We start from the raw sequence: 15,171 nt of genomic DNA on the forward strand, positions 1-15,171 counted from the left end.
TAATCAGACGAGCCTCGTGAGTAGCAGGTAAATCCCAAGCAAGATTTAATTCCAAACTTAACTGATTTGTGTTATACTGTTTATACATTTTCATGCCTTTCTAGTTGTTTTGTCGTTATTATAATTATAAAGCATGAAATGGAAAACGAGCAACTCCTAATTGGAATTGCTCGTTTTTTTATATGCGAGAAGCTAGTTTTTGCCCAGCCTCTTTTCGTATTATTCTAAAATAAGCTTAGTTTTTATGCCATCCACATCAACAAAGGCTGCGCTATTGTCTAGTCTGTGAAGGTTTAGGTTTGCAGCGATGGCACGATTCAAGGTTGCTTCAAAAGCTTCTGGATTGGAATAGAGGAGCGTATAGTAGGCAAGTCCTGGCATGCCTTCTTGTCTGGTTTTCAGATTTTTTCCTCCCCATTCATTGACAGCCAGGTGGTGATGGTAGTCGCCAGAAGCTAACCAGGCTGCAGATGGAACGGAAAATTTATCCTCGATAGCTAGGACCTCTTGGTAAAAACGGCTAGAAGCTGCGCTTTCTCGGACAGATAGATGGACATGGCCCATGCGACTGCCAACTGGCATCTGATAGGTTGCGTCAGCCTTTTTTCCTAAAGCATAGATCGTTTCAGTATCCATTGGCTCAGATTTTCCAACAATTTGACCGTCAGCTCGAACATCCCATGCATCTTGTGGCAGGTCACGGTAAACTTCGATGCCATTGCCTTCGGTGTCGGCTAGGTAAATGGCTTCGCTGTAACCGTGGTCGCTGGCGCCTTGGAGGGGAATCTTATTGTCGATAAAGTGACGGAAAATGGTGCCCAAGTCCTCACGGCTAGGTAGGACAATAGCCAAGTGGTAGAGACCGTAGCTGTGGCTGACTTCGCCTTTCTGCTCAGTTTGAATCAGGCGGACAAGGGTGGTTTTTCCAACACCAAGGTCAATCTGGTTCGGGCTTTGGGAGAGGACTTGGAGCCCCAAGACTTGTTGGTAAAAGAGACTTTGGAGTTCAAGATCACGGACGTTGAGGGCAACATGGCCCAGTTCAAATTGGGAATTATACATAGGAATACCTGGCTTTCTAATTTGGCTTGAATAAATTCATAAGGTAAATAAATGATTGTATAATCATTATAACACATACAAACTATTTTACAAGTACGTAATTTTTGGATAGCCACTATCTTATGGTGAAGTTTTGTATCATATCAAGGGAGAATTCGATTGATTTTTAAAAAAACTAGAACCGAAGTTCTAGTTAGTGTTGGTTATTCAATCTTAATTTTGTAAAGAAAGGTTGTGTTAAGCTTCCAACAATGCTTTTGCTTGTGCTTGCAAACCAGCAATAGCTTCCTCTGACAATACCAACTGTCCATTTCCCCATGCTTCTGGATTGACAGTTGTACCTGTAAATTCACCAACCACTTGCATACGAACAAACGGTAGGAGTGCATGGTAGCTAGCGAACATTGGCTCATGTCCAGCATTGGCAACAGATGATACAGTAACAATTTTATCTTGTAGTGCAGATGGGCCACGTGTTTCTGACAAGTCTAGGGCACGGCTGAGCCAGTCAATCAAGTTCTTCACAGTACCTGGAATAGCAAAGTTGTAAACTGGTGAGAAAATCCAGATAGCATCTGCAGCCATAATCGCATCGCGTGCAGCTTGGACAGCTGGCAAGACTGGTGTTTCAAAATCTTGGTTCATAAGCGGGATTTCTTTATAGTTAAGATAAGATACAGTTGCTTGACCTCCTAAGATGCTTTCAGCTTGCTTGGCCATTTGGTGATTGAATGAACCTTCACGTAGTGAACCGACGATAAATAGAATGTTTTTCATGATGTTATACCTCTAACAATTTTTTCTTCCCTGCTCTCGCAGTTTATGGTATTATTGTATCAGGTACTAAAAATAAAACAAGTACGTTTTTTTTGAATAGTCACTATCTTTTTGTGAAGTAATGTGTAGTATCAAGGGAAAATAAAGGAGAATTTATGGCAACTTTCACACAACATACGGTTCCGGAGTGTCCTTATGTGACCACTCAGAGTGTCTTATCTGGGAAATGGAGTATCTTATTACTACATCATATCGAAGAAGGTCCCATTCGGTTTAATGAAATGCACCGTCGATTGACAGGGATTTCCCAAGCAACCCTGACCAAGCAGTTACGTCAATTGGAGGATGATGGTTTAATCATTCGGAAGGTTTATGCACAGGTTCCGCCAAAAGTGGAATATGAACTGAGCGAGATTGGTCAGGAATTTAAGTTGGTTTTGGAGCAAATTGAAGTTTTTGGGGATAAGTACATCGAATTTGTCAAAGCAAAAAAATCTGAATGAGTTAGAATCTCATTCAGATTTTTGTCTTTTATAGTTCGTCATCCTTAACTGCATTTAACCAATCGGCAGCAGCCTTGGCTGTGCTTTCAAGGGCACCTTCTTTGAACGGTGATTGGAGGTTTGCGGCTTCAACCACTTGCAAGAAGGACTTGGTGCCACCCAAATCACAGATGCGGATGTAGTCTGCCCAAGCTGTTTCATCGTGGTCCACCTGCGTGCGTTTCCAGAATTGAAGGGCACAGACTTGAGCCAAGGTATAGTCGATGTAGTAGAATGGGCTGGCAAAAATATGCCCCTGACGGTACCAGAAGATACCACGGTTGAGGGCTTCTGACTCAGAATAATCACGGTCTGGCAAGTAGAGGTCTTGGAGTTTCTTCCAAGTCGCCTTGCGTTCTGCTGGTGTCATCTCGGGGTGTTCATAGACTTCGTGCTGGAAGTGGTCTACCAAGACACCGTAAGGCAAGAAGAGTAGAGTGCCAGCCAAGTGGCTGAATTTATATTTATCAACTTGTTCCTTGAAGAAACGGTCCATCCACGGCCAGGTCATAAATTCCATAGACATGGAATGGATTTCACAGGTTTCGTAGGTTGGCCAGACAACTTCTGGACTTTGAATCCAACGCGAACGATAGACTTGGAAAGCATGACCTGCTTCGTGGGTCAAGACATCAATATCACCGCTGGTACCGTTGAAGTTGGAGAAGATGAATGGGCTCTTGAAATCAGGGATATAGGTGCAGTAGCCACCGCTATCCTTGCCAGTTTTGGCAACTAGATCAAGCAATTCGTGTTCCACCATGAAGTCGAAGAACTCGCCTGTTTCTGCGGACAATTCGCGGTACATGTCTTGGGCTTGGCTGACGATAAAGTCAGGGTCACCTTGAGGAACAGCATTTCCGTCTAAGAACTCAAGATTGAGGTCGTAGTGTTTGAGGCTTGGTACCTGCAAGCGTTTGGCTTGGCGTTGACGAAGATTTTGTACAATCGGTACGATATGTTTGAGGATTTCCTCACGGTAAACTTTGACCATATCACGATTGTAATCAAAACGGTTCATCTTGAGATAGCCGTATTCTACGTAGTCCTTGAAGCCAAGTTTGTGGGCGATTTCCGTGCGGACTTTGACCAATTCATCGTAAACGCGGTCGAAATCAGCTTCCTTGCTTTCAAAGAAGGCAGTTGTAGCAGCAGAAGCAGCCTTGCGGACTTCACGGTCGGTTGATTGACCGAATGGCCCCATTTGTGCCAAGTTGTAAGTCTGTCCTTGGAAATCAATCTCTGCTCCAGCAATCAGTTTGCTGTATTCATCAGATAATTCATTTTCTTTTTGCAGTAATGGAATGACGTCTGATGAGAAGGTTTTGAGCTTGTTCTCAGCCAGCATGAAGAAGGTTTTAGGCAAGATATCTGACAACTCTTCCTTGTAAGGCGTCTGGACGATGACACGGTAGTAGTTGGTGGTCAATTCTTCAAAAAGTGGCGAATATTCATTCCAAAACTTGGTTTCTTCATTGTAGAACTCATCGTTCATATCAATAGAATGGCGAATCATCCAGAGGTTGTACTGAGTGTCGACCAAACTGAGCAGTTTGGTGATGTCTGCTACAAGTGTGCGAGTTGTTTCCAAATCTCTAGCCGCAGCCAACTGGTCTGTCAGGTCAGAAAATTGAGCCTTGATAGCTGCATAATCTGGACGAACGTAGGTATAGTCTGAAAATTTCATATGGTTCTCCTTTTGCATTGTTATCTACTATCTTACTCTTTTTGAAAACGTTTGGCAAATCCTGACCTATCTATGTTCACAAGTCATCAGTTTTGTGGTAAAATGTAGGAGATTATTAGAAAAATGAGGTTGTAGACATGTCTAAATTTTTAGTTTTTGGTCACCAAAATCCTGATACAGATGCCATTGCATCATCATACGGTTGGGCTCACTTGGAGCGTGAAGTGTTTGGTCGTGATGCGGAAGCAGTTGCACTTGGAACGCCAAATGAAGAAACAGCTTTTGCACTTGACTATTTTGGTGTGACTGCACCGCGCGTGGTTGAGTCTGCTAAGGCAGAAGGCGTTAGCCAGGTCATCTTGACAGACCACAATGAATTCCAACAATCAATCGCAGACATCAAAGATGTAGAAGTGGCAGCTGTTATTGACCACCACCGTGTCGCAAACTTTGAAACGGCAAACCCATTGTACATGCGTTTGGAGCCAGTAGGTTCAGCATCATCAATCGTTTACCGTGCCTTCAAAGAAAATGGAGTAACACCTCCAAAAGAAGTGGCTGGTCTTCTCTTGTCAGGTTTGATTTCAGATACCCTCTTGCTCAAATCGCCAACTACTCATGCAACAGATCCACAAGTAGCAGCTGAATTGGCTGAAATTGCTGGTGTGAACTTGGAAGAATACGGCTTGGCACTCTTGAAAGCAGGAACCAACCTTGCCAGCAAGTCAGCAGAAGAATTGATTGACATCGACGCAAAAACCTTTGGTTTGAACGGAAATGACGTACGTGTAGCCCAAGTCAACACTGTGGATATTGCAGAAGTCTTGGAACGCCAAGCAGAAATCGAAGCAGCTATGACAGCAGCATCAGCAGCAAATGGCTACTCTGACTTTGTCCTCATGATTACAGACATCGTTAACTCAAACTCTGAAATCCTTGCGCTCGGTAGCAACATGGACAAGGTAGAAGCAGCCTTCAACTTCAAGTTGGAAAACAACCACGCCTTCCTTGCAGGTGCCGTTTCACGTAAGAAACAAGTGGTACCGCAGTTGACTGACGCTTTCAACGCCTAATGAATTTTTCTATCGACATCGAACTTGAAGTCGGTAGGATGGTCTTACCTAGCACCTTCGGGTGCTTTTTTTCATTATCGTCATTTAGTTTATCTTTTATTACGTCGACGATCGAGGGAAGAAGGATAAGCAAAAAGAGCGAGGAGTAATCCGTCGCTCTTTGTTTTATAATTTTATTTGCGTGTTTGTCTCAATTTAAATTTCTTTTTTAGTCCAACTTGAATCAAACGAAAACCGATAAATCCCGTTGCAGTTGCTAGAACCAAAGCAAGAAAAACAGGTAAACCTACTGATAGATAGACATAGGCAGATATAACTGTAATCAAGCTAAATAGAACAATATTCACAAAGAATAGTAGTTCATTGATGCGTTCTTTTTTTGTATTTTTTACCTGATAGGCTTGAACAGTGGTTTGCTTCTCTTTCGGGATATACTCTTCGTACTGGTATTCGTGGGACTGATAGTGTCTTAATGCCATATCGTCTCCTTTTCTGCTTCTTAAGCATACCATAACATTTATGAAATTTTATGACATTTATATTACAATAAGGTTACAAGAGAAAATGAGAAAAGTCTGAACATTAAAATACCAGAGGTGACTTACCATACAAATCTCTTTTTGATATAATTATCTTTATGGGAAAAATTATCATTACAGCAACAGCTGAAAGTATTGAACAGGTTAAAGAACTGCTAGCTGCAGGCGTTGACCGTATTTATGTTGGTGAAGCGGACCATGCCCTCCGCATCCCGACAAACTTTACCTATGATGAACTTCGGGAAATAGCAGAGCTGGTTCATGGTGCAGGTAAGGAACTGACCGTTGCGGCCAATGCCCTCATGCACCAAGATATGATGGACAACATCAAGCCTTTTATGGAATTGATGAGAGAAATCAAAGTGGATTATCTGGTTGTCGGTGATACAGGTATTTTCTATATCAACAAGCGGGACGGCTATAATTTCAAGTTAATCTACGATACATCTGTCTTTGTCACCTCCAGTCGCCAGATTAATTTCTGGAAAGACCACGGGGCAGTGGAGGCTGTTTTAGCACGGGAAATTCCGTCGGAAGAACTCTTTGATATTGCCAAAAATTTGGAAATTCCTGCGGAAATCTTGGTGTACGGTGCTTCAGTTATCCACCATTCCAAGCGGACCTTGTTGCAAAATTATTATAATTTTACCAAGGCTGACGAAACAGACTTGTCACGTGGACGTGGACTTTTCTTAGCAGAACCGAGTGATCCAGATAGTCACTACTCTATTTTTGAAGACAAGCACGGTACCCACATCTTTATCAACAATGACATTGATATGATGACCAAGTTATCGGAGTTGGATGAGCATGGCTACCATAACTGGAAACTGGATGGTATCTATTGTCCAGGACAAAATTTTGTTGAAATCGCCAAGCTCTTTGTACAAGCTAGAGATTTGATTGAAAAAGGGGAGTTTACCTACGACCAGGCCTTCCTCTTAGATGAGCAAGTTCGCAAGCTCCACCCAGCCGAGCGAGGTTTGGATACAGGTTTCTACGAATTTGATCGTAATAAAGTCAAATAAGTCTCAGTTTAATCATATATTTATTATTATTTTACTTACTCTATCCTGGCAGAGTTAGCTCTGTCACTTACTATGTAAGGTCAGAGCACGAAAACGCCTTTGGGCGATTTTCTAAACTCTGCACTAGGTTTCCACATGAAAAAGTATCGTTTTCACGTGGAAACCGTCGCAAATAGAAAGAAGTTTATTATGTCAAAAACATTAAAGCGTCCCGAGGTCTTGTCACCTGCTGGGACATTGGAAAAATTAAAGGTAGCCATTGATTATGGTGCCGATGCTGTCTTTGTCGGTGGCCAGGCCTACGGTCTGCGTAGCCGAGCTGGTAACTTTACCATGGACGAGATGCGGGAAGGGATTGAGTACGCCCATGCTCGCGGTGCCAAGGTTTATGTAGCTGCCAACATGGTTACCCACGAGGGAAATGAAGAAGGAGCAGGAGCCTGGTTCCGTGAATTGCGGGATATGGGCTTGGATGCCGTTATCGTATCCGACCCAGCCCTCATCGTTATCTGTGCGACAGAAGCACCAGGACTCGAAATCCACCTGTCAACCCAGGCATCATCTACCAACTACGAAACCTTTGAGTTCTGGAAGGAATTGGGCTTGACCCGCGTTGTTCTGGCCCGTGAAGTGACCATGGAAGAAGTGGCTGAAATCCGCAAACGGACAGATGTTGAAATCGAAGCCTTTGTCCACGGTGCTATGTGTATTTCCTACTCAGGCCGCTGCGTCCTCTCCAACCACATGAGCAAACGCGATGCCAACCGCGGTGGTTGCTCTCAGTCTTGTCGCTGGAAGTACAACCTCTACGACCTACCTTTTGGCGAAGAACGCCGTTCGATTAAGGGGGAAATACCAGAGGAGTTCTCCATGTCTGCGGTGGATATGTGTATGATCGACCATATTCCAGACATGATTGAAAACGGGGTCGATAGCCTGAAAATCGAAGGCCGGATGAAATCTGTCCACTACGTATCAACCGTAACCAACTGCTACAAGGCAGCGGTTGATGCCTATCTGGAAAGCCCTGAAAAGTTTGAAGCGATTAAACAAGACCTGATTGATGAAATGTGGAAGGTTGCCCAACGCGAATTGGCAACAGGTTTCTACTACAGCCCACCGAGCGAAAACGAACAGCTCTTCGGTGCCCGCCGTAAAATTCCAGAGTACAAATTCATCGCGGAAGTAGTAGCCTTTGATAAGGAAACCATGACAGCCACCATTCGCCAACGCAATGTTATCAACGAAGGCGACCAAGTAGAATTTTACGGACCAGGTTTCCGCCATTTTGAAACGACTATTCAAGACCTTCGTGATTCAAATGGAGAAAAGATTGAACGTGCCAACAAGCCGATGGAACTTTTAACTATTAAGCTGGACCGAGAAATCTACCCTGGCGACATGATTCGTGCCTGCAAATCGGGCCTCATCAACCTCTACCAAGAAGATGGGCAATCATTAACCATTCGAGCATAAAATAAAAGGCTGGATTTCAGCCTTTTGTTTGTTTTTGGGAGGTTTTTACACTTTCGGGAACCAGGGTGATTTTTTTAATATCTTGAACTTTGATGATACTTGTCACGCGTCGTTTGAAATTTTTCATGATCAGTCGTTGACGCTCGGTATCGTATTTGATAATATCCCCTGTAAAACTGCGGTCCCCATAGATAACATGGATGGCTGCTTTCTTATAGAGGGCAAGCTCCAAATTGTTTTTTATCTCTTCCTTGCTGTCTGGCTCGATGGTCTTAGGAGCTTTGCTATTGCCCAAAAAGATATTGACCTGCTCTAAAATCACTTCCAAAAATCTCTTCATGGCATTATCCTTTCAAACTTGGTATAATTATAGTAACGAATTTTCGCAAAAATGACAAGTTTTTTCGAACAAATAAGTGAAGGAGGTAACAAATGGCAGAATTTACATTTGAAATTGAAGAGAAACTTTTAGTCCTGTCTGAGAATGATAAGGGCTGGACCAAGGAGCTGAATCGTGTATCCTTTAATGGTGCACCAGCCAAGTATGACATCCGAACTTGGAGTCCCGACCATACCAAGATGGGTAAGGGAATCACGCTCAGCAATGAAGAATTCCAAGTGCTCTTGGATGCATTTGCTAATAAATAAAAGAAGCCTAAGCGAAAAAGGCTTCTTTTTTTGTGATGGGTTGGAGGAGGCGGTGGCAGACAGTAACCAAGGCAATTTTTGCCAAATCAGGAAGGATAAAGGGTAGAACCGTCCATGCCAATGTATCTGACCAGCTAGCACCTGAAACAAGCTTAAAGACCAAGAAACCGATAAGGAAACAGACAGCAGTTCCTAGTAGACAGGCTAAGAAAACCGTCACTGGTGAGGAATCTGATCTGGTGAGGGCAGAAGTAAGCGCAGCATAGACTAGGAAGCCCCATAAAAAGCCTGCGGTTGGTCCGACAAGGGCAGCAAAACCACCTGAAAATCCAGCAAAGACAGGAAGTCCGACAGCTCCCAAGGTCAAGTAGAGAGCTACGCCAGCAAGAGCTTCTTTTGGTTTGTAGAGACAGGCGATTAGTCCAATAGCTAAGGTCTGAAGAGTAAAGGGAACAGGGCCGATAGAGAGGCTGATTTGAGACAAGGCAGCAATAAGAGCTGTTCCGATAGCGATGTAAACAAGAGATTTAGTAGAATGGTTTGTCATTTTGTTATCCTTTTTATTTTTCTAGGTTAACAAAATTATAGACATTCTAGCCATGAAAGTCAATGCTTCCACCATCGGCTGTCACAGTGTTATAGTTTTTACTTATAGGTGTAGATAGAAAATTTATATTATGCAGGCTTAGTCATTCATGCTAAAATGATAAAAAAAGAAAGCGAGCCTAACTATGTCAGAACTACTTGAAATTTACCGTACACTTAAATCCAAAACTTGGGTGGATTTGACCCATCAAATCAATGAGCATAGCCCTCATTTTCCAGCCCTTCCAGCCTTGGAGAAAAAGGCTTTATTTACCCATAAAGATGGATTTTTTGTAGAGCAATTTACAGTTGTTGGGCAATATGGTACCCATATCGATCCACCTATTCACTTTGTTGAAGGGGCTCGCTATCTGGATGAGATTGACTTGAAAGATTTACTTCTACCGCTTTATGTGATTGATAAGTCCGAAGCGGTTGCTGCCAATAATGACTATGAGATTAGCAAGCAAGATATTTTGGATTTTGAGGCTGAGCATGGCCCAATTGCACCAGAATCTTTTGTCGCTTTTCGTTCAGATTGGTCAAAACGTTGGCCAAGTCAGGATGCTGTGCGAAACTTGGATGATCAAGGTGTGCAACATACACCAGGTTGGAGCCATGAAGCCCTAGAATATTTGATTGAAGAACGCAAGGTAAAAGCTGTTGGTCATGAAACCTTGGATACGGATTCAGGTCTTTCCGCTGCCAAAAACGGTGGTAGCCTACCAGAAGAATATTATCTCTTGTCCAAAGACATCTACCAGTTGGAAGTCTTGAATAATCTTGATCAGGTGCCAGCAAGTGGAGCCTTGATTTCCATTGCCTTCCCACACTGGGAAAAGGCATCAGGTTCGCCAGTGCGTGCTATTGCTATTTTGCCATAAGGAAAAAAAGACCAGACAGTGTACTTACTTACACAAGTCTGGCTTTTTTCTTATACTCAATGAAAATCAAAAGCAGACTAGGCGACGCAGATGCAGATAGAACTGAAGTTCATCAAATCAAGTCAACAACGTTTGCTTTTGATTTTCGAAGAGTATTAACGCATGGTAACAAATTCTTCCGAGCCAGTTGGATGGATGGCTACAACGGCATCAAATTCTTCTTTGGTTGCTCCCATCTTGATGGCAACAGAAAAGCCTTGAATCATTTCATCAACTCCATAGCCAATTCCGTGTAATCCGACAACCTGTTCATTTTCTCCGACAGTTACCAATTTAAACTTAGCCATTTGGCGATTGCTTGCTAGGGCAGTGTACATAGAAGTAAAGGCTGAAGTATAGACTTTTACATTGTCCTGACCATATTGGGCGATGGCTTCTTCTTCGGTTAGACCGACTGTTCCGATAGCGGGATGAGAAAAGACAACAGTTGGGATGGTTGAATAATCCATTTTGGCAGTTGGTTTGTTGTTGAAGAGGCGTTCAGCCAACAAGCGACCTGCCTTGATGGCTACTGGGGTCAATTCTTTTTCCCCTGTCACATCACCAAGGGCGTAAATGCCTGGGATACCAGTTTCTTGGTATTCATCAACGACGATATGACCAGATGGTGCGAGTTGCACACCAGCGGCTTCAAGGTTGAGTTTGTCCACATTTGGCTTGCGTCCGATAGCCCAGAGAACCTGTTGAGCAGTATGGCTACTTCCATCTTCAAAGTTGATTTGAATGAGGCCATCCTCCGTTTTTTCTAGGCTGACAGGTGTTTTCCCTGTATGGAGAGGGAGGTTGGTACGCTCCATTTCTTCCATCAATGCTTGGATGATGTAGCTATCAAAATTACGAAGGGGGCGATTGCCACGGACAAAGAGGTCAGTTTTGACACCAAGTCCGTGGAGAAGTCCAGCCATTTCGACAGCAATATAGCCAGCCCCGATGACTGCTACAGATGTAGGCAATTCTTCCCAAGCAAAGACATCATCCGATACGATGCCGAGCTCACTACCTGGAATATTTGGCACAGCAGGCTGTGCCCCAGTGGCAATGACAATGTGCTTGGCACGAATGAGTTGCCCATTGACTTCCACCGTTTGGGAATCAACAAAGCGAGCAAAACCCTTGATCACTTCAACTCCGTTATTATGAAAGGTATTCCCATAGGAAGTACGGGAACGTTCAATGTAGGCTTCACGGTTTTTACGCAAGGTAGCAAAATCAAACGTCACTTCCTGGCTGGTAAATCCATACTCTGGACCATAGTGATGAATGGCTTCCGCCACTTGAGAACCGTACCACATGATTTTTTTAGGAACACAGCCAAGATTGACACAGGTACCGCCTAGATTGCTCCCCTCGATAACAGCCGCTTTTGCCCCATACATAGCAGCACGGTTCATGGTAGCAATACCTCCGCTACCTCCCCCAATGGCAATGATATCAAATTCCTTCATGAGTTTTTCCCTTCTAAATAATAACCTATCTTCATTCTACCCTTTTTTTATTTTTCAATCAAAAATCCGCTACGTTGGCTTACAAAATTGTAAGTTGGAAAAATGCCGAACTTTTTATAAAATGTTTAAGAAAACACTTGCAAATATCTGTGTATTCGTGTATTATATAGACAATACAAAATAAATATGTTTTGAATAGAGAAGGAGTATCCATATGTTAAAGACAAAGAAAGCTAAAATTGCTTTGTTTAGTGGTCTTGGTGTTGCGGCTGTCGCCTTAATCGGTGGTGCCTTGGTATTTGGAGGTGTACTGGGCGGTTCGACAACTGGCACAGAACAAGTAGCCCCTAGCTTGACCTACACCCTTGCAAAAGAAGGCTCTATTGCCTCATCAACCTTATTGACAGGAACCATCTCTGCTGCGGAAGAACAGTATGTTTATTATGATGCTTCCAAGGGAGATTTGAGTGAGGTCTTGGTTGAACCAGGTGCCCAGGTAGAAGTTGGTACTCCTTTGGTTAGTTACGATGCAACAGAATTGCAAGCGGCCTTAGATACAGCCGTGCGTGGTCGGGATAAGATTGGGCGTCAGATTTATGACTTGAAAAACAATGGTCAAACTGTTCAAGCAACAGGCGATGCTGCAACGGATGAGGCAGCCACTGCAGCAGCTCAACGTTCAGTGGATTCCCAATTAGCTGACTTGAATGATTCTTATGCAGATGCGCAAGCAGCAGTGGACAAGGCCTATACAGCTTTGACAGAAGCAACTATCTATAGCACGGTCGCAGGTACAGTAGTGGAAGTCAATAAATCGGTTGCCAAAAGTTCGGCGACTAGTCAGACCGTTGTTCATATCGTCAACCAAGGTAGCTTGCAGGTAACAGGTAATTTGACGGAATACGACTTGGCCAATATTGCCGTAGACCAAGAAGTCAAATTGACCAGCAAGGTTTACCCAGATAAGACATGGACTGGTAAGATTACCTATATTTCTAACTATCCATCAACTGAACAAGCAACCAGTGTAGCAACAGGAACTAGTGGTGGTTCAGGTGCCAAGTATCCTTTTAAAGCTGCCTTGACCAGTGAATTGGGCGAATTGAAACAAGGTTTTACTGTCAATATTGAAGTGGTCAATACTACCAACCATATTTTGATTCCTGTAACAGCAGTTGTACCAGAAGGCGATAAAAACTTTGTGTGGACCATTGTTGAAGGAAAGGCTAAAAAAGTAGAGGTCACTCTTGGAAATGCAGATGCTCTCAATCAAGAGGTGACAGCAGGTATTGCAGCAGGGGATCAGGTCATCACCATTCCAACTCCAGACCTTGAAGAAGGAAAAGAGGTTGAAGCCAATGAAGAACCAGCTAATTAGATTAACCAATATCAATAAATCCTATAAAAACGGTGACCAAGAACTTCGTGTCCTTAAAGATATTGATTTAGAAGTGGAAGAAGGGGAATTTCTAGCCATTATGGGTCCTTCGGGTTCAGGGAAATCAACCTTGATGAACATTATCGGTCTTCTTGATCGGTCAACAACAGGAAATTATTGGTTGGAAGGTGAAGAAGTCAGTCAACTGTCTGAGAAGAAATTAGCTTCCGTTCGTAATGACCAAATTGGTTTCGTCTTCCAACAATTCTTCTTGCTTTCCAAACTCAATGCCCTTCAAAATGTTGAATTGCCCTTAATTTATGCAGGAGTTCCAGCCAATCAACGTAAAAAATTAGCCAAGCGTTATTTGGAAAAAGTAGAGTTGGCAGAACGGATGACCCACCTACCGTCAGAATTATCAGGTGGACAAAAACAGCGGGTTGCCATTGCGCGTGCATTGGTCAATACACCAGCTATTATTCTGGCGGATGAGCCTACTGGAGCCTTGGATACAAAGACAGGTGAGCAAATTATGGAACTCTTGACAGAGTTGAATAATGAAGGCAAGACCATTATTATGGTTACACACGAGCCTGAGATTGCAGCCTATGCCAAACGTAAAATAGTCTTGCGTGATGGAATTATTACGGAAGATAGTAGAAGGGAGGAGGTATAGATGGAAAACTGGAAGTTTGCCCTAAAATCTATCCTAGCCCACAAGATGCGTTCCCTCTTGACTATGTTAGGTATTATCATTGGTGTGGCTGCAGTGGTTATCATTGTGGCATTGGGAACAGGGATGTCCAAGAGCATAGAAAAGGCACTGGCAGGTGACCAAAATAATGTTCAGGTCTATTTTACTTCCTATATTGCTCCAGAAGGTGCAGGATCAACTGGAATCTTCGGTGGTATTGTTGGCGGAGAAGTGTCAATGGAAGAAGAACCAGATTTGACAGACTCCATGCTGCAAGGACTCTTAGAGATTGATGGGATTAGTAACTACTATATCAGTAATTCAAATATGGCAGAGGTTTCATTTGGAAACAAAAAGGCTGAAAATGTTAACATAAATGGGGTTAGCCAGTCATACTTTACTGTCAAGGAATTTGAAATCTTAGCAGGTCGTCAATTTACTGCCAATGATTATAGTCGTTTTTCTCGCATCATCATGTTGGATGTTGCCTTGGCTGAAAAATTATTTGGGTCCATCGAGTCTTCTCTAAACCAGACAGTTAGTGTCAATGACAATTCATACCTTGTTGTCGGTGTTTACAAAGATCCAAAAGCGGGTACAGCCCTCTACGGGATGAATTCTGGAGGAAATGCTGTCATGACCAATACGCAGTTGGCTGCTGAAATGGGCATGAAAGAAAATAGTGGTCTGTATGTTCATGTTGATGATGTGAGTCGAGCTGGTGAACTCGGTCAAGCTGCTGCAGATTATTTAACGAGAGTCACTGGCTTGAAAGAGGCAAGATACAACATCTATGATATGTCGGCTATGTTGGATTCCCTTAGGACAGAAATGGCAGGGGTCACCATGTTTATCGGTGCAGTTGCTGGTATTTCGCTTTTAGTCGGTGGTATTGGTGTAATGAACATCATGCTGGTATCTGTGACTGAGCGGACTCGAGAAATCGGTCTCCGTAAAGCTCTTGGAGCAACCCGAGGAAATATCTTGATGCAGTTCTTGATTGAAGCTATGGTATTGACTACTTTGGGCGGAGGAATTGGACTAGCTATCGCTCAAGCTATTGTGTTTACTCTCAACGCTACAAAGGTTATGGGAGAAATGACGGCTGAAATTTCAATTCCAGTTGTTCTGGGAAGTCTGGCATTTTCAGCAGCAGTCGGTATTGTCTTCGGTGTTCTTCCTGCTAATAAGGCATCTAAGTTGGATCCGATTGAAGCATTACGTTACGAATAAGATGTAAAACGATTAGGTTTGCCTAGTCGTTTTATTTTTTGAGCAAATGCCTTGACTGTA

Annotated in this window: 16 protein-coding genes; 9 read left to right on the plus strand and 7 right to left on the minus strand. The window is 43.2% G+C overall.

Going from position 1 to position 15,171, the window contains the following annotated elements:
- Positions 1–219: 219 nt before the first annotated feature.
- On the minus strand, positions 220–1,062 hold the full coding sequence (locus tag C1E58_RS06295; RefSeq protein ID WP_105209760.1) for a VOC family protein: 843 nt from the start codon (positions 1,060–1,062) through the stop codon (positions 220–222).
- A 237-nt stretch (positions 1,063–1,299) separates the two neighbouring features.
- The gene (locus C1E58_RS06300; RefSeq protein ID WP_105209761.1) at positions 1,300–1,839 is read right to left on the minus strand and encodes an NADPH-dependent FMN reductase; all 540 of its coding nucleotides are present in this window, start codon (positions 1,837–1,839) and stop codon (positions 1,300–1,302) included.
- 155 nt (positions 1,840–1,994) lie between these two features.
- Here C1E58_RS06300 and C1E58_RS06305 point away from each other — a divergent pair, with 155 nt between their 5' ends.
- Positions 1,995–2,342, plus strand: coding sequence for a winged helix-turn-helix transcriptional regulator (locus tag C1E58_RS06305; RefSeq protein ID WP_105209762.1), 348 nt, complete (start codon positions 1,995–1,997; stop codon positions 2,340–2,342).
- A 28-nt stretch (positions 2,343–2,370) separates the two neighbouring features.
- Here C1E58_RS06305 and C1E58_RS06310 read toward each other — a convergent pair whose 3' ends face one another.
- Complete coding sequence (locus C1E58_RS06310) at positions 2,371–4,068, minus strand: M3 family oligoendopeptidase (RefSeq protein ID WP_105209763.1); 1,698 nt, start codon at positions 4,066–4,068, stop codon at positions 2,371–2,373.
- Positions 4,069–4,205: 137 nt separating this feature from the next.
- Here C1E58_RS06310 and C1E58_RS06315 point away from each other — a divergent pair, with 137 nt between their 5' ends.
- Positions 4,206–5,141: a manganese-dependent inorganic pyrophosphatase gene (locus C1E58_RS06315; protein ID WP_024384619.1), complete on the plus strand. Its 936-nt coding sequence runs from the start codon at positions 4,206–4,208 to the stop codon at positions 5,139–5,141.
- Between the two features lie 173 nt (positions 5,142–5,314).
- Here C1E58_RS06315 and C1E58_RS06320 read toward each other — a convergent pair whose 3' ends face one another.
- On the minus strand, positions 5,315–5,620 hold the full coding sequence (locus C1E58_RS06320) for a DUF3270 domain-containing protein (protein ID WP_105209764.1): 306 nt from the start codon (positions 5,618–5,620) through the stop codon (positions 5,315–5,317).
- Positions 5,621–5,778: 158 nt separating this feature from the next.
- Between C1E58_RS06320 and C1E58_RS06325 the strand changes: the two genes are divergently transcribed.
- Positions 5,779–6,708 carry a peptidase U32 family protein gene (locus C1E58_RS06325; RefSeq protein WP_105144757.1) on the plus strand — a complete coding sequence of 310 codons (930 nt, stop codon included), beginning with the start codon at positions 5,779–5,781 and terminating at the stop codon, positions 6,706–6,708.
- 189 nt (positions 6,709–6,897) lie between these two features.
- Positions 6,898–8,184 carry a peptidase U32 family protein gene (locus tag C1E58_RS06330; RefSeq protein ID WP_024381544.1) on the plus strand — a complete coding sequence of 429 codons (1,287 nt, stop codon included), beginning with the start codon at positions 6,898–6,900 and terminating at the stop codon, positions 8,182–8,184.
- Between the two features lie 16 nt (positions 8,185–8,200).
- Here C1E58_RS06330 and C1E58_RS06335 read toward each other — a convergent pair whose 3' ends face one another.
- On the minus strand, positions 8,201–8,524 hold the full coding sequence (locus tag C1E58_RS06335; protein WP_105209765.1) for a hypothetical protein: 324 nt from the start codon (positions 8,522–8,524) through the stop codon (positions 8,201–8,203).
- Positions 8,525–8,616: 92 nt separating this feature from the next.
- On the opposite strand from C1E58_RS06335, the gene C1E58_RS06340 reads away from it, so the two are divergent.
- A complete protein-coding gene (locus C1E58_RS06340; RefSeq protein WP_004194749.1) occupies positions 8,617–8,832 on the plus strand; it encodes a YdbC family protein in 216 nt (71 codons plus the stop codon).
- A 7-nt stretch (positions 8,833–8,839) separates the two neighbouring features.
- Here C1E58_RS06340 and C1E58_RS06345 read toward each other — a convergent pair whose 3' ends face one another.
- Complete coding sequence (locus C1E58_RS06345) at positions 8,840–9,379, minus strand: biotin transporter BioY (protein ID WP_105209766.1); 540 nt, start codon at positions 9,377–9,379, stop codon at positions 8,840–8,842.
- A gap of 184 nt (positions 9,380–9,563) precedes the next feature.
- On the opposite strand from C1E58_RS06345, the gene C1E58_RS06350 reads away from it, so the two are divergent.
- Entirely contained in the window at positions 9,564–10,301 is a 738-nt protein-coding gene (locus C1E58_RS06350) for a cyclase family protein (RefSeq protein WP_105209767.1), read from the plus strand.
- Between the two features lie 155 nt (positions 10,302–10,456).
- Here C1E58_RS06350 and gorA read toward each other — a convergent pair whose 3' ends face one another.
- Complete coding sequence (gorA, locus tag C1E58_RS06360) at positions 10,457–11,806, minus strand: glutathione-disulfide reductase (protein ID WP_105209768.1); 1,350 nt, start codon at positions 11,804–11,806, stop codon at positions 10,457–10,459.
- A gap of 214 nt (positions 11,807–12,020) precedes the next feature.
- Here gorA and C1E58_RS06365 point away from each other — a divergent pair, with 214 nt between their 5' ends.
- The 3 genes from C1E58_RS06365 to C1E58_RS06375 are packed head-to-tail and all read left to right on the plus strand — an operon-like array spanning position 12,021 to position 15,111.
- Positions 12,021–13,184 (plus strand): efflux RND transporter periplasmic adaptor subunit, encoded by a 1,164-nt coding sequence (locus tag C1E58_RS06365; RefSeq protein WP_105209769.1) that lies wholly within the window; start codon positions 12,021–12,023, stop codon positions 13,182–13,184.
- Complete coding sequence (locus C1E58_RS06370) at positions 13,165–13,860, plus strand: ABC transporter ATP-binding protein (protein WP_024419523.1); 696 nt, start codon at positions 13,165–13,167, stop codon at positions 13,858–13,860. Before C1E58_RS06365 ends, C1E58_RS06370 begins: the two co-directional genes overlap by 20 nt.
- Positions 13,861–15,111 (plus strand): ABC transporter permease, encoded by a 1,251-nt coding sequence (locus tag C1E58_RS06375; protein ID WP_105107375.1) that lies wholly within the window; start codon positions 13,861–13,863, stop codon positions 15,109–15,111.
- Positions 15,112–15,171 lie beyond the last annotated feature (60 nt).

Origin of the sequence: Streptococcus suis (assembly GCF_002964575.1) — a bacterium.
In the GTDB taxonomy this organism is placed as follows: Bacteria; Bacillota; Bacilli; order Lactobacillales; family Streptococcaceae; genus Streptococcus; species Streptococcus suis_R.